The 15,804-nt window shown below is 46.4% G+C and carries 6 protein-coding genes; all 6 read left to right on the top strand.

Features of this window, described 5'->3' with window-relative positions:
- Positions 1 to 99: 99 nt before the first annotated feature.
- The 6 genes from STSP2_RS09315 (at position 100) to STSP2_RS09290 (ending at position 15,618) form a co-directional block, all read left to right on the top strand.
- Positions 100 to 930, top strand: coding sequence for a type II secretion system protein (locus STSP2_RS09315; RefSeq protein WP_146662044.1), 831 nt, complete (start codon positions 100 to 102; stop codon positions 928 to 930).
- Positions 931 to 1,098: 168 nt separating this feature from the next.
- Positions 1,099 to 4,473, top strand: a complete 3,375-nt coding sequence (locus STSP2_RS09310) for a glycoside hydrolase family 38 N-terminal domain-containing protein (RefSeq protein WP_146662042.1) — start codon at positions 1,099 to 1,101, stop codon at positions 4,471 to 4,473.
- A 144-nt stretch (positions 4,474 to 4,617) separates the two neighbouring features.
- Positions 4,618 to 5,718, top strand: coding sequence for a uroporphyrinogen decarboxylase family protein (locus tag STSP2_RS09305; protein ID WP_146662040.1), 1,101 nt, complete (start codon positions 4,618 to 4,620; stop codon positions 5,716 to 5,718).
- Positions 5,719 to 5,729: 11 nt separating this feature from the next.
- A complete protein-coding gene (locus tag STSP2_RS09300; protein WP_146662038.1) occupies positions 5,730 to 7,229 on the top strand; it encodes a sugar porter family MFS transporter in 1,500 nt (499 codons plus the stop codon).
- A 122-nt stretch (positions 7,230 to 7,351) separates the two neighbouring features.
- Entirely contained in the window at positions 7,352 to 11,125 is a 3,774-nt protein-coding gene (locus tag STSP2_RS09295) for a LamG-like jellyroll fold domain-containing protein (protein WP_146662036.1), read from the top strand.
- A 2-nt stretch (positions 11,126 to 11,127) separates the two neighbouring features.
- Positions 11,128 to 15,618 (top strand): LamG-like jellyroll fold domain-containing protein, encoded by a 4,491-nt coding sequence (locus tag STSP2_RS09290; RefSeq protein WP_169853108.1) that lies wholly within the window; start codon positions 11,128 to 11,130, stop codon positions 15,616 to 15,618.
- The last annotated feature ends 186 nt before the right edge of the window (positions 15,619 to 15,804 follow it).

Here is a 15,804-nt window from a genome sequence, read left to right as displayed (position 1 = left end):
TACCAAAAGCTGGTACGGGCCCATAATAAGAATTTAGCTTCGGCGGTATTGACGGTAATAGACAACAATAACTTGAGGGGATCAAGCGGGAGACAGATTATGAAAAAGAAGGGCTTTACACTAATAGAGTTGCTGGTCGTAATTTCGATAATCGCATTGCTTCTAGCGATAATGATGCCTGCTTTGGGCAAAGTTAAGGAACTTGCCAAGTCGACAGTTTGCGGTTCCAATGCCAAAACAATGGTAACGGCATGGAGGCTTTATGCTGAAGACAATGACGGCCAGATGTGCAGTTCGTGGACCTATGACACGAGACACGGCTGGGGCAATACATGGGATTGGGTTTGGGCTCCATATGAGCTGGATGGTTCGGGTTCTGCCGATGAATTTGATGCCACGGAAAAGGAACGACGTGAAGGGATCAAACGAGGGGCAATTTACAGCTATTGTTCAGATGCGGATGCATTTCATTGCCCCAGTGATAAAAGGACCAATAACCAGCAGGGTAATGCCAAATTTCGGACATACTCAATTCCTGACAGTTTAGGAGGTCCGGAGGGGTATTATCCATGGAGAGTCTTCACCAAAATTTCCCAGGTCAAGCAGCCTTCGCGGAAGTATGCTATCGTCGAAGAAAATGACAGCAGAGGATACAATATGAACTCATGGATTCTTTTTCCTGACGAAAGCAGTCCAAATGGCTTTAGTACCACGGCCTGGTGTGATCCATATTTGTCAGCTTTTCATAATGATTCGAGTACTTTTGCCTATGTTGATGGTCACGTTGACAGCCGAAAATGGAGCCGAGAAACCATAGAATACTTAGACACACCACAAAGTGAATTCAACAATGCATGGGGCAGCAAGGTCCCCTCTACAGATGCTGGCAAGGATGACTTGATCTGGCTGACAAATGGTTGGGCGAAATAATTTATTTCAATGATTAGGTAGTAACAGGTTGAATGACTTAACAAAGTATAAATAGAATCTGCTTAGGATTGGCAGTTGTCCTGTATATGGCTAATAATAGTTTATATTTTATGATGCCCGACCGCAAAGCCGGTGTTAGCATGGCAGATTATCGTCAAGGGAAGACAAATGAAAAGACTTATTAAAGCAGGATTAGTGTTAACTTCGTTATTTATCTGTCAAGTGAGTGCTGCGGATGAGGTTTCGGTTGAAGAGGTTAATGTTGCCCTTGCCAAGTGGGGGACAACCTCGACGGCCAGCAGTAATTACGGCCCAAGCTATAAGGCATCTAACATACTGGATGGCAGATGGGCTTCCAGGGAAACTGATAAGTGGAATTCTGCAGCGACAAATGAGCCGCATTGGGTTAGCATTGATCTGGGAACTGAACGTACCATCCATAAAATCGTCATTAAACACGAAGGAGTGCTTAGCGACGGGGACAAGTACAACACCTCTGATTTTCGGATTCAGAAAGGGGCATCTTTGCATGGGCCCTGGGATGATCTTGTTTCACCTGTCAGAGGTAATATTGATGACATCACCATACATGAAATCCAACCCACGAATATGCGTTATATTCGTGTGCTCATAGAAAAAGGCGCACAGGATAATAACCTGTATGCCCGTATCTATGAAGTTGAAGCTTATGCAAGGATCGATAGAGTCGATACTTTGCTTGATGCAGATTTTTCTGCCAATAAGTATCGCAATAATGAAGGAACCCTTGAAACTCAGGCTCGACTAAATGTCTTTCCGGTCCCAACAGCGAGCAAACTTGCTGAAATGGTGTTGACGGTCGATAACGGCGAGCCAATCAAGCTGGACGACTTGAATGTTTGGATACCTGTTAAGTCTGATCCCATAATACTATCGTTAGCAATTCAGGGCAAGAAAATCGCGTCAAGGTCAGTGATGCCCCCCAAACCGTTAGACTGGGGTTATTTTGCAGATGGCACTATACATATTATCTGTTCCAGTCATAATGACATTGCCTGGTTTGATACACCGGCAGAGACGATTGCACGCAGAGATCATGCCTGCATCACCCCCGCCCTTAAAAGGATGGAAGAAAGAAAAGATGTTACTTTCTCCATGGAAAACGTTTTATATCTTCTGGAATATCTTGAGCGCCACCCAGAAAAGCGAGAAGAAATCTATCGTCTAACTGCAACTGGGCAGTTTGACTGGGGGGCTACATACAATCAACCATATGAAGCATTACTTTCTGGTGAACAGCTAGTTCGAGAACTCTATTACGGCAGAAAACTGATTAGAAAAATGATACCGGGAGCTTCTGCACGTGTAGCGTATAACCCGGATGTGCCCGGCAGAACCATGCAAATGCCTCAGATTCTTGCCAAAGCAGGTGTTCCATATTTGCTGCTTAGCCGCCATAAAGAGGGATTGGCGAATTGGGAAAGTCCAGATGGCAGCAGTATCCTCGCATGGTCTATGGGGCTTTATGTTGAAGTGGACCGTCAGAACATGCTCGAGGGAAACTTAGCTGATAACATTGCGACCGTTAAAGGCCAAACCGCTAAATGGGCTAGTGATTACGATCAGCGTCAGATACCCGCCGATTTTGCTTTTCTACATTCAGATGATTATATTTCGCCAGCAGATTATGATAAGCAGATACAGGATTGGCAAGCTAATCGTTCAAAACTTGCCAGTTTAGGATTGCCCAAAACATATATTCCGCCAACAATGAAATATTCTTCACCTGAAAGTTTCTTTGATGCGGTTTCAGCCGGTTCTCCTTCTTTTGAAACGATTGAAGGCGAAAGGCCAAATCTGTGGTTATATATTCATGGCCCTACGCATCACAAGGCGATTTCGGCAAAACGCCAAGCAGGAGTTCTTTTGCCTGCAGCCGAGATATTTTCGACGGTTGATGCATTGCTTTGCGGTAGTTTTAATTATTATCCTGACAATGAGTTGGCCCAGGCCTGGCAGGCATCAATTTATGACGACCATGGCTGGGGTGGCGTTAATGGACATGTCACGGATCAAGTCTTCAGAGAAAAACTCGAGTTTGCTAGAGATAAGGGTAATAAGATATTAAACGAATCATTGCAGAATATTGCTACGCGAATCACAACTGATAATAGTAAGGGGATTCCTGTTGTAGTGTTCAATGCTCTATCGTGGCAGCGCAGTGATCCGGTAATTGCCAGGGTCAAAGTGCCATATGATTTATTCCACATGGTTGACACTGAAGGTAATGTAATACCTCATCAGGTCACGGTCAATTCTAAAGATGAAATTAGCGAAATACAGTTTGTTGCGGAAAATATGCCTTCTTTGGGATATAAAACTTTTTATCTCACCCCAGGCAAAGCTTCAAGCAGTATCAATGTAAGTGCATCAGATAATAAGTATGAGAATAAATTTTACAGGATTACATTTGGTTCTGGCGGTCTTGAAGGTATCTATGACAAGAAATTGGAACGCGAGATACTGCGAGCAGATAAATTTTTGGGAGGGGAAGTATTTACAATGCAATCAGTTGGCCACGGGGCTGGTGAGTTCGTCGAAGTTCAACAGCCAACAATGCAGGGGTTCGAAAAAGTAAGCAGCCATAAACCTAAATGGAAGCTCGAAAAGTCGGAGTCTGGTTCGGTAAAAACAGTTTACAGTTCGACTCAGAAGTTGAAACATTGTACCGTTCAGCAGCGAATAGTGATTTATAATAATATCAAACGTATAGATTGTGAAATCTTGTTGATTGGATGGGATGGCACCAAAAACCGCGAATTCAGGATGGCTTTGCCAATCAATATGGATCACGGAGAGGTGGCTTACGAGGTACCCATGGGGGTTTTAGAAGTTGGCAAAGATGAAATCGAAGGGCCGTCAGGCGGACATAGCGGTGGCGGCAGTTATATGCAGCCTTGCAAAGATGTCCGGCCGCGAGAGGTGCAGAATTTCATTACATCCAGCAGTGAACAGTTTGCTGTGACGATGAGCTCCAGCGTAGCTGTTTGTGACTGGGTAGATCCGACAACGCATCCGGCAGACTATCCGATTCTCCAGCCGATTCTCCTGGCCTCAAGAAAGAGCTGCCATTGGGAGGGTAACTGGTATCTGCAGCCAGGTGACCATGAGTACTCGTTTTCTATTCTGTCCCATGAACCAGGCTGGAAAAATGGCTATCGTTTTGGCATACAGGCTAACAATCCGTTGAGAGCTATTGTGCAAGAGAAGGCAGAGCGCCGCGCAATGCTGCCACCAGAACAAAGTTTCTTCAACTTCTCAGCAGATAATGTTCTTCTCAGTACAATCAAAAAATGTGAAGATGACAACAGCGTGATTGTTCGGCTATACGACATTGAAGGCGAAGACACTAGCATTAGTCTGCAGTCATTTTTCGATATCAAAACCGTCCAGCACACAAATATCATTGAAGAAGAAGGTTATGTAATTCCTTCGTCTGGAAATGAATTTAAAACTGAAATTGGTCACCATTCGATCGAAACATTCAAACTTTGGCCCCAATAGTGATTATTCTCGTTTAATGCTGAATATAAAGCAAAGAAGAATAGTTAAAATGTAATGAGATTTTGTTATACGGACATTGCATACAGCTTTTTTAGCTATACTTTGTAATATTGACCTACATGTCGCATTGAAAGGACCAGTTCTATGACTCCGCGTGAAAGAGTATTAGCAATTTTGAATGGGCAGCAACCTGACAAGGTGCCATGGTTCGGTGATTTGGACTACTGGGCTACATCAAAGATACACAAAGGTGAGCAACCGAAAGACTTTAAAGTTTCGGAATCCTATATTGACTGGCACCGCGATTTGGGCGTCGGGTTTTATTTACAAGGATATTTTCCATTTAAAACTATTATCGAAAATTGTGAAATCAAAAACTGGCATGAAGGTCATAAGCGGTATCGGGAAATCAGAACTCCTAAAGGAGTCTTGCGGGAATGCTGGACGTGGCTGGAAGAGACATGTTCTGAAGGACCAACTGAATATCTGGTTAAGTCGGTCGAAGATTTGCCTGCCTATCAGTTTGTACATGAAAATACGCTGTATGAGCCTGATTATGCCTTCGCTGAGACTCGTTTGCAGCAAATTGGTGATCAGGGCTTATTCCTGGCATATTTGCCGAAAAGCCCACTGATGCAAATGGTCGCGCTAGATGCCGGCATTGTTGCAGTTATGAATATCCTTATGGAAGACCAGGATGCACTTGGCCAAACAATTCAGGCAATTAAAAAGTCGCATGACAAAGCCGCGGCAGTAGCTCTTGAGTGCCCTGCCGAAATTTTAATGATGCCTGAAAATTTATCGGCCGAAGTTGTAGGCCCTTATCTTTTCAACCAATATATGAAACCTTACCAGCAAGAATGGGCCGCAAAGATTAACGAGTCCGGCAGGTTTTCCTGTATACACATGGATGGTACGCTAAAAGGACTTTTGCGTGAGGAGTGTACAGTTGGTCTGACATTTATTGAAGCCATGACTCCGGCACCAGTAGGAGATTTGGCGGTAGAGGATTGGGAAGAATTTACCGGTGATAAAGAAACAATTTTCTGGGGTGGCATTCCCGGGGTATATTTTACGCCTTCCATTTCTGATGAAGAGTTTGATAAGTTCGTGATTCATGTCTTGTCTGTTATGCGTTCTAAACCTCGATTTGTTCTCGGGGTCGCAGACCAGGTACCACCGGATGGCCTGGAAAGCAGAGTGAAACATGTTTCGGAATTAGTAGAAGAGTATGGTGCTTATTGACAGGTGTATAGATGAATTCTATTAATACGGTTTCGCCGGGCAATGACACATCCAGACCTGGATCCAGTTTTTACCTTTTTGGGATATGTTTTATTACAACACTCGGAGGTTTTCTGTTTGGTTATGATACCGCGATCATCTCAGGCTGTAATGTTTTCCTGGAATCTCACTTTGAACTTACCAAAAACGGACTAGGTTGGGCGGCTTCATCAGCGTTGCTGGGAGCAATATTCGGAACTATGTTTGCCGGCTACGTTGCCGACCGCGCGGGACGGAAGCCTGCATTGATAATGGCATCGCTGTGCCTGGTAATATCCGCGACCGGTTCGATGCTGCCTCCGACCTTTCTTAGTTCACCGGAAAGTTTTCCGTGGTTTTCTTCTGGCAGAGCCTCCGCATTCGGCTTTCTAATTATTGCGAGGCTCATCGGTGGCGTAGGTGTGGGAATCACTTATGCAATATCCCCCTTGTATATTGCCGAGATCACGTTGCCCAAAATCCGTGGCATGATGGTCTCGGTTTATCAACTCTCGATAACTATGGGGATTCTTTTAGCATTTCTGGTTGATTTCCTGATTCTCCGCGCTGCTGGCGATGATGCCGGTATAATATCCGCTCAGGCATCCGGTTCATTCTGGCACTGGGCCTTTAAGGCTGAAATTTGGCGCGGGATGTTTGGCACTGAAATACCCATCGCCCTGGCATTCTTCCTCCTTTTGTTTCTTGCCCCTGAAAGCCCGCGCTGGCTCATAGGCCAGGGTCGAAAGGAAAATGCCATGCGGATTCTTACCCGAATCGGCGGCGAAAATCAGGCCCGTAAAGAAATGGCTGAACTCGATAAAGTGCTGCAACAGGAAGAAGGGAAGTTTACCGAACTTTTCCATCCTTACCTTCGAATACCTCTGATGATCGGAATATTGCTGCCGATATTCTCACATCTGAGTGGCATCGCGGCAATCATGTATTATGCTCCGAATATTTTGAATGAGTCAATGCAAAGCTCAGAGAGTTCATTTATGGGAGCGGTGCTGGTCGGTCTGGTCAATATGCTCTTTACATTTGTCGCAATACGCAAAATTGATAAATTCGGAAGGCGAAAACTGCTGCTTACAGGTGTTCTCGGTGTGTTTATTTCGCTGGCATGTGTCGGGATACTGTTTTTGCTGGGCTCTAAGTGGGTTATTATCCCGCTCCTCATTTATGTCGCCTGTTTCGCATTTTCCTACGGCCCTGTCGTATGGACCGTTATTGGTGAGATATTCCCAACCCGTATCCGCGGTCGTGCAGCAGCACTCGGCGCATTTTCATTGTCGGTTACCAGCTTTCTTATAACCCAGACAAATCCGGTTCTATTCGAAAAAATCAGTCCAGCAGGGACCTTCTTCCTTTATGCGGGATTCACTGTCCCTGCAATCTGGTTTATTTGGAAATATGTTCCCGAAACCAAGGGCAGGACCCTTGAAGAGATTGAGCAGACCTGGCTAAGTAAAAAGACTGAAAAAGAATTTTAAGTGAGGTAAGATCAACCTATTGGACTTTTGCATTTTTGCCGCGGTATACCTCGGTGAAAAAAAGGTCTCGCATTGAACCCCAATGTTCTTAATTAAGTGTTCAGAAGTGAAACGGAATAAATATGCTGATCAAACAGAAATCCAAGTTGTCATGGCAAATGCTTTTACATTTGATCGCCTTGATTATCTTTTCAGGTGTTGCCTCTGCTGTGACTCCGAATCCAATGACCTGGGAAACTCCCCCCTATGCAAATGGGGCATTTATTATCTCTATGAAGGCGACAACCGCGTCTGACCCGAGCGGTGTCGAGTACTATTTTACTTGCACTTCGGGGGGCGGGCATGACTCCGGATGGCAAGACAGCCCTTTGTATGAAGACAGAATCCTGAAACCAGATACAACTTACACTTACACGGTCAAAGCACGCGATAAGAGTGCATCACCGACTGAAACGGCTGCGTCCATTGCCAAATCAGCAACAACGCATTATTCAGAATTTGCCGGCCCGGTTGTGGGATATATTCCTGGTTACCGCCCGATATCATCAAGTTTAGATTACCAAAGTTTGACCCATATAAATCTTATGGCCCTTGGAGCAGATGCAAGCGGTAATCTGCTCGATTATACTAATCACTCAGAACTGCCTGTTTATGTCACCAACGCCCACGCCAACAATGTTAAAGTTTATGTAACCATTGTCGGCAGTTATAATGATCTTGTTCAAAATCCGACGCCTTTTGCTAATTTCATTTCGCAACTTACTCAATTTTGCCTCGACAATGATTTTGATGGTGTTGACATCGACTGGGAAGAGCCTTACGGATTATCATCTCAGGGCAGGGAAAACTATAGTTTGTTAGTGCAAGCATTGGATGAAGCTCTCAGCCCTTATGATTTGGGTTTAACGATTGCTGGATCAATGTGGTACTACGATATAAACCCATGGGCTTTGAAACATCTAGACTGGATAAATGTCATGGCTTACGATATGGGCAAGCCCGACCATTCGACATTTCAAGATGCTTTAGATGCGTTGGCATTTTGGGAAGACTATGGTGTTTCCAGACACAAACTGGTGCTTGGAGTCCCATTTTACGGATACGGCACCGACGGCAATCAATATACATATGCACAGATCTACGATTGGTACCAACCGGGGCCCGATGTTGATTCTATCGATGGGTATTATTTTAATGGGATCGACACTATCAAGCAAAAGACTGACTATGCATTCACTAACAGTTACGGCGGAATGATGATATGGGAAGTGGGACAGGACAAACTCAATCATCCCGCGTCTTTACTTGCTCCTCTCAGTGAGACCGCAAAGCAATACGGTGTGCCGGATCCATCCATGCCCTCAAAACAGGTTGCATACTGGTCCATGGATGAAACCACCGGCACAACCGCACAGGATGGAAGCGGCAATGGCCTTGACGGTATCGTCACTAACACGAGTTTTGATATCGCTTCAGTCCCCGGTGCGTTCGGGACCGCGATGCAGTTTGACGGCACGGATGATCACATCGCTGTCCTAAACACTCCGTTATTAAATCCAAGAAACGCAATTACTGTTTCTGCCTGGATTAAAGCTGATACCTGGCAGACGGACTCCTGGAATGGCAGCATTGTTTCTAAAGCTGAATGGAGCGGAGACTCGGGCGGTTACGTTTTGCGTTGCGGCGGTAACGGCCGTCTATCCTTCGCTCTTGCAGTCAACGGCTGGCCAGAAGCGCTCACCGATTCGGTGATGTCTACAGGCACATGGTATCATGTGGCCGGAACATATGATGGTTCGTCAATCAGGGTATATATAAACGGCTCGGAAGTTGCTTCGACTCCGCAATCCGGTTCTATTGCTCTGAGTACAAGCCCGTTAAACATTGGCAGAGGTGCCTACGCCAACTCCCGTACGTTCGATGGTGCAATCGATGAGGTCCGCATTTATAATTATGCACTCGATTCCAAAGGGATTCAGACATTGTTTCAAGGTGGACATGCTGAACATCCTCATCCTTACGACGGCCAGACAGATGTTTTGGAAAAGGCGTCGCTGCAATGGGTAAGCCCTGATATCGCTGTCAGGCATGATGTTTATTTAGGAACGAATCAAACGGCCGTTGAGCTTGCTGATAGATACTCGCCGGAATACAAAGGTGACGTTCAGGAAAGTATCTACTATTTGCCTTTAATGGATCAAACTGAATATTTTTGGCGGATCGATGAAGTATTTGCTGACGAAAGTGTAGTTACCGGTACCGTCTGGCATTTTACCACGGACTTCAGTTGCTTAAGAGGTCACTGGGAAATGGAAGAAACTTCCGGTGCCGTCGCAGATGATGCGAGCGGTTGTATGAATGACGGATCGGTTACAAACACGACTTATGACATTGCCTCAGTTCCAGGCAAAATCGGCAAAGCCCTTCAGTTCGACGGATTTGATGATTACATTAATGTCCCCGATAATTCCTGCCTGAATCCAACTGAAGAGTTGACCGTTTCCGCCTGGATTAGGGCCGATACCTGGCAGGCAAATCATTGGCAGGGTGGAATAGTTTCCAAGTGGGACGGAGATATGGAGGGATATACGCTTTCTTGTGGTGATGATGGTCGCCTGTCATTTGCTCTTGCAATCGATTCAACCTGGGCGGAAGCCATTACCGATCCAATTATGTCTACGGGCTCGTGGTATCATGTTGCTGGTGTGTATGATGGGTCCACTATTAAGGTGTATATTAATGGTTTTGAGAGTGCTTCGACTGGCAAAACTGGGTTTTTTGATCCTGGCGCCAATTCGTTGAATATTGGCCGCAGTTATAATAATACACGTATTTTTGACGGTGCTATTGATGACGTTCGGATATATAGTCGGGCGTTGAATAAGACCGAAATTACTGACCTTTGGCATCAGTCACTTCTGTTGTTTAAGATGGACCCGTTAAATAAACCCGGCATCTTCGCTGGGCTCGCTTATAATGGTTCGCTGTCTGGTGACATTATCAATATTGAGGATACTTATCTAGCCTTTTCTAAAATATCAGGGCCGGCTTGGCTGACGGTTGGGGCCGATGGGGGGTTATCCGGCACACCGACTCTTGATGACCTTGGCCTCAACTCGTTTACTGTTAGGGTTGTCAATGATAGTTCAGGTTATTTCGATAACACCATTCTCAATATTACCGTAGGGGTCCCCGGCGATTTTGATTTTGATGGCGATGTTGACTTGTCCGACCTGAACACTTTTGCCGCAGAATATCTGAACGCAGTGACATATACCGAATCAGCCGGACATGTGGTAATGGAGGCCGAGCATTTCACCACGAACACTCCCGGCAGCGGTTCGATGGCTGGCAGCGACTGGGTACCTTTTGATGAAAATGAGTCTTCGGACGGTTTTATGCAGGCCCTGCCCGATCAGTCCCGCAGCATCGATGTTCAGATAGATCAGAAGTCGCCGCAGCTACGTTACCGGATAGATTTTGAGACGGCTGGCGAATATTATATTTGGGTCAAAGCCAAGGCCGCTGATATAGCGTCTGACAGTATACATTATGGATTGGACGGAGTCTGTGCAAGCTCCGGTGCCTCATCGGCTCTGCGTGTACTTCGAGACGGCAGTTTCAATTGGATTTCGCAAAAAGGTAGCGGGGAACGACCAAAGATAACGGTTGAAACAGCGGGCGTGCATAATTTTGATCTCTGGATGCGGGAAGATGGTGCGACTCTGGACCGTGTGCTCCTGACGACAGACGTTAATTACGACCCAACCATCAGCGGAGAACCGGCCGAAAGTGCTCTTACGGATTTAATTGCCGATCTTAACAATGACGGCACTGTAGACTTACTCGATTTTAGTATTCTTGCAAGACATTGGCTTTATTCTCAGGAGATATGATTATGTTTGCTCACAAGATACAACATTTCCGACATTTTATTATAGTAGCGGCATTGTCTTTGATCGGATCCAGTACCCCACTCATGGGGAGCGAGTTAAATGTGGCATTAAATAAATGGGGAACGGAGGCCTCCGCCAGCAGTTACTACGGCCCCGGCTATGAACCCTACCGAGCCTTTGACGGAAAGTGGGCCGCGCAAGCAACGGACAAATGGAACTCTGCAAATAATGTCGTTCCGCACTGGCTGGTAGTTGACTTAAAAACAGAAAGAACGATTCACAAAATTGTCATCAAGCATGAAGGCGTATACACATCGGGCTATAATACATCCGACTTTCAGATTCAAAAAGCCAGTTCGTCGGATGGTTCCTGGATTGATCTGGTATCGCCGATAACGGATAACACTCTTGATGAGACAACGCATACTTTTTCGCCTGTGGAGACACGTTATGTCCGATTATTTATCACTAAAGGCGAACCAGACGCCAATGCATATGCGCGTATCTACGAAATGGAGGTCTATGCGGATTCGGCAACACTGACTTCCCTTTTAACAGGTGTCACTTTTCCGGGAGACAACATTCGCAATGAAAGCGGCGAATTGCAGGTTGAAACGGAACTGGAGCTTGCCCCTGTAGAGATGCTTAGCGGCTACTCGTATATTCAGGTCCATGCGGACGGAAAGACGATCGAACGCTTAGACGTTTCGTCCCTGACCAGCCCCTATACGTTCTGGCTCCCGGTAAAGAATACGCCTACAGAGATACAAATTTACGGTGAAGTGGAAGGCGATACGGATCTGCTTGGCAGCCGTACAGTTCAAACTCCCACTCCCCCAAACTGGGGTTACTTTGCAGACGGCACGGTTCATATTATTTGTTCCAGTCATAACGACATCGCCTGGTTCGATACTCCGGCTGCAACCATTGCCTGGAGAGACTCAAAATGCATTACCCCTGCTCTGGAACGGATGGCTGTCCGTGATGATGTGCATTTCAGCATGGAAAACGTTCTTTACCTGCTTGAGTACCTTGAACGTAATCCTGAAAAGCGAGATGAAGTTTATCTACGCTCTCTGAGCGGCCGCCTGGACTGGGGCGCAACTTATAATCAACCTTACGAATCCCTGCTTTCCAGTGAACAGTTGGTGCGGCAAGTTTACCACGGAGCAAAGCTTATACGTGATACTTTCCCGGGAGTAACAGCTCGCGTTGCCTATAATCCCGATGTCCCGGGCCGCAGTTTGCAAATGCCGCAGATCCTTTCAAAAGCAGATATCCCTTATTTGCTCATAAGCCGGCATGATGAGGGATTGTTCCGTTGGGCAAGCCCGGACGGCAGCAGCGTTTTATGCTGGTCAATGGGCAACTATGGCAACTTTGCCTACTTGAAGGACTTACCTGATACGGATGCTTTTCTCAATGAAATTGGACGGCTTCTTGATGGACGAACACAGGACTACCAGGATAACCAGATTAACCCCAGCTATGCCTTTCTCCATAGCTGGGATTATATCGGTCCGGCAAATTACGACACTTTTGTTGACGAAACCGCGCAACGTCGTAGTGACGGGATTGCTGCGGGAACAGATCCCATCTACCTGCCGCCAGAAGTCAAGTATTCTGCCACGGAGGAGTTCTTTCAGTCAATCGAAGAAGGCAATCCTTCTTTTGAGACAATAACCGGCGAACGGCCCAATGTATGGCTTTATATTCACGGTCCTTCGCACCACTGGGCGATCTCGGCCAAACGTCAGGCCGGTGTATTGCTGCCGGCAGCAGAGACCTTTGCGACCATTGAATCGGTCCTGGATGGTTCGTTCCAGAATTACCCACAAGATGAACTCGATGAGGCATGGAAAGCGTCTATCTATGACGATCATGGTTGGGGTGGAAATAACGGCGATGTCACCGATCAGGTGTTTAGGGAAAAACTGGAATTTGCGCGTGATCAAGGGCAGGCCATGCTTAATGATGCCCTTGATCAAATTACTTCGCGAATTTCTACAGATGAGAGCCGGGGTACGCCGGTGGTTGTTTATAATGCCCTTTCCTGGCAGCGGAGCGACCCGGTTCAGGTCGAAGTCAGTCTGCCAAACGAGTATTTTCATATGGAAGATCATGAGGGCAATACCGTGCCTCACCAGGTTCTGTCTTTAGTCGACAACAGCCCCAAGGATATCACATTTGTTGCCGAGAATGTCCCGGCCCTTGGATATAAAACCTTTTACCTGGTTCAAGGTTCCAAGGCATCAGGAATACCGGCGACGATCACAGGCAATCAGATTGAAAATCAGCATTATGTTATCACTCTTGGCAATGGTGGTGTACAAGGCATTTATGATAAGCAACTGCAAAAACAAGTCCTTGACACCAGTAAATTCCTGGGGGGGGAAGTCTTTACCATGCAGTCCGTCGGCAATGGGGCGGGTGAGTTTACTGAGGTTCAACAGCCCACCATGGAAGGGTTTGATCAGGTTGGTGCCCACAGCCCTGTATGGACACAGCAGGAAAACGGTCCGGTACGAACCGTTTTCAGCTTGCAGCAGACATTGACTCATTGTACCGTCGAAGAAAAGCTGATCATTTACAATGATGTCAAGCGAATCGATTGCGAAGTTTCCCTGCTCAATTGGGATGGTACCGAGTCCCGAGAGTTCCGTATGGCGTTACCTGTTAATATGACCGACGGCAATATTGCCTATGAGGTTCCAATGGGTGTTGTGAAAGTGGGGCAGAGTGAACTCTCTGGCGCAGCAGGCGGCAAACCTGATTACAGTCAACCTTGCAAAGAAGTTCGTCCACGGGAAGTCCAGAACTTTATCACAGCAAGCAACGCCCAGTTCGGGGTGACCATGAGCTCCAGTGTAGCAGTCTGCGACTGGGTCGATCCGACAACAAATCCGGCGGCCAACCATCTCTTGCAGCCGATCCTGCTTGCCTCAAGAAAAAGTTGCCATTATGCAGGAAACTGGTACTTGCAAGCCGGCGATCACCACTATGCATTTTCGATTCTTTCCCATCCGGGGGACTGGAAAAACGGATACCGGTTTGGCATTCAAGCGAACAACCCTCTCAGGCCGGTTGTCGTGGAAACATCCAATGCTGGTAATCCGTTGCCTCCAAGCAAAAGCTTTATCTCGGTTTCTGCCGACAACGTGTTAATAAGCGCTGTCAAAAAGTGTGATAAGGAAAACAACGTTATTGTTCGCTGTTACGATATTGAAGGGAACCAGGCGAACGCTGATTTCGAAACCTTCTTCACTATGGACAGTGCTGAGAAAACCAGCATTATTGAGAAGTCAATTCAGACAATGCCCTGCGACAACACAACTGTAACTGTTCCTGTCGGGCCATATTCCATTGAAACATTCAAATTAGTACCATCAAGTATTGATCCGAATACGACCGGCACAGTACCGCCTGAAGTTACCGATCCTGGTCCGAACTTGGTCAGTCATTGGATGCTGGATGAGGAGCCCGGTTCAACTACTGTCCCAGACCAACGGGGGAGCAATGACGGCAGCGTTAATGGTGCCCCCCTCTGGCAGCCGCAGGACGGTAGAATTGATGGCGCTGTTGAATTTGATGGTATAGACGATTATGTGCAAGTGCCGGATCATGATACGCTTACACCAAGTCAAATCACCCTGGCATTCTGGGTCAAGCCGACCAATCTTGGCGTTGGTTGGCAGAATATTATCGCCAAACGGGATGATGCTAATAATGGCAGCTATGTTGTGGAATTCGATGGGTCGAACACAGTCAACCATTGGCTGAACATAAACAGAAGTTGGTATGGCATTGACATAGTTTACACCAACAATCAGTGGCAGCATGTGGCGATAACTTATGATGGCAGTGTTATGAAGGCTTATCTCAACGGCGTGGCATCTGGCACTGAAGTGCTGGTGAGCGGATCTTTGAACAACGATCCCGGCCTTTTGTACTTCGGACAATCGACATTTTACGGAGGCGACAAATTCTTTGAAGGTCTGCTTGACGATGTCCGGATTTACAATATGGCTCTGTCCGCTGAGCAGGTCTTTCAAATCTGTCGCGATTCACTCAAAGCGACAAATCCAAATCCACAGGATTCGGCGTTGAGAATACCGTTTAATAAAGATTTGACCTGGACAGCTAAACCGACTGCTGACTCTCATCTCATCTTTTTTGGTGCTGAAAATCCGCCTCCATATTTTGGCAAATACGACACCAATACCTTTGATCCCGGAATCCTGGACTACTATACAACCTACTACTGGCGCATTGATGAGGTCGATTCCGCCATGATTATAACTGGCGACCCCTGGTCATTTACAACACATTATGCCGGGGACTTGAATGCAGATGGTAACATTGATTTTGCAGACTACGCTCTTCTGGCACAGCACTGGTCGAATAATGATGCTCTGTTCTATGATATCGACCACGATGGCAGCATTTTATTGTCGGACCTATTAGCACTGGCAATAAATTGGCTCCGGTTTTGATGCTTAAAATGATAAGGAAAAGTAAACGCGTGCTCATTCTTCAGGCAGCGAGTTATCTGAGATTTTCCGCGATTCTTGTTGGGCCTCTGAAGTTCCTAAGTCCGGCTTAAACTCTCACCGAGCCTTTGCCATTACTTCCCTCGAAAACACTACCGTTCATTTAACTGTAATGCCTGCTGCAAACGA

The sequence above is a fragment of the Anaerohalosphaera lusitana genome, from assembly GCF_002007645.1.
Lineage (GTDB): Bacteria > Planctomycetota > Phycisphaerae > Sedimentisphaerales > Anaerohalosphaeraceae > Anaerohalosphaera > Anaerohalosphaera lusitana.
Note: the sequence above shows the minus strand (reverse complement) of the source record. Positions and strands in the feature narration are given on the sequence as shown.

What these genes read in the sequence shown, in the direction of transcription:
- STSP2_RS09315 (WP_146662044.1), top strand. Translation starts at nt 100, where the DNA reads ATGAAAAAGAAGGGCTTTACACTAATAGAGTTGCTGGTCGTAATTTCG.
- STSP2_RS09310 (WP_146662042.1), top strand. Translation starts at nt 1,099, where the DNA reads ATGAAAAGACTTATTAAAGCAGGATTAGTGTTAACTTCGTTATTTATC.
- STSP2_RS09305 (WP_146662040.1), top strand. Translation starts at nt 4,618, where the DNA reads ATGACTCCGCGTGAAAGAGTATTAGCAATTTTGAATGGGCAGCAACCT.
- STSP2_RS09300 (WP_146662038.1), top strand. Translation starts at nt 5,730, where the DNA reads ATGAATTCTATTAATACGGTTTCGCCGGGCAATGACACATCCAGACCT.
- STSP2_RS09295 (WP_146662036.1), top strand. Translation starts at nt 7,352, where the DNA reads ATGCTGATCAAACAGAAATCCAAGTTGTCATGGCAAATGCTTTTACAT.
- STSP2_RS09290 (WP_169853108.1), top strand. Translation starts at nt 11,128, where the DNA reads ATGTTTGCTCACAAGATACAACATTTCCGACATTTTATTATAGTAGCG.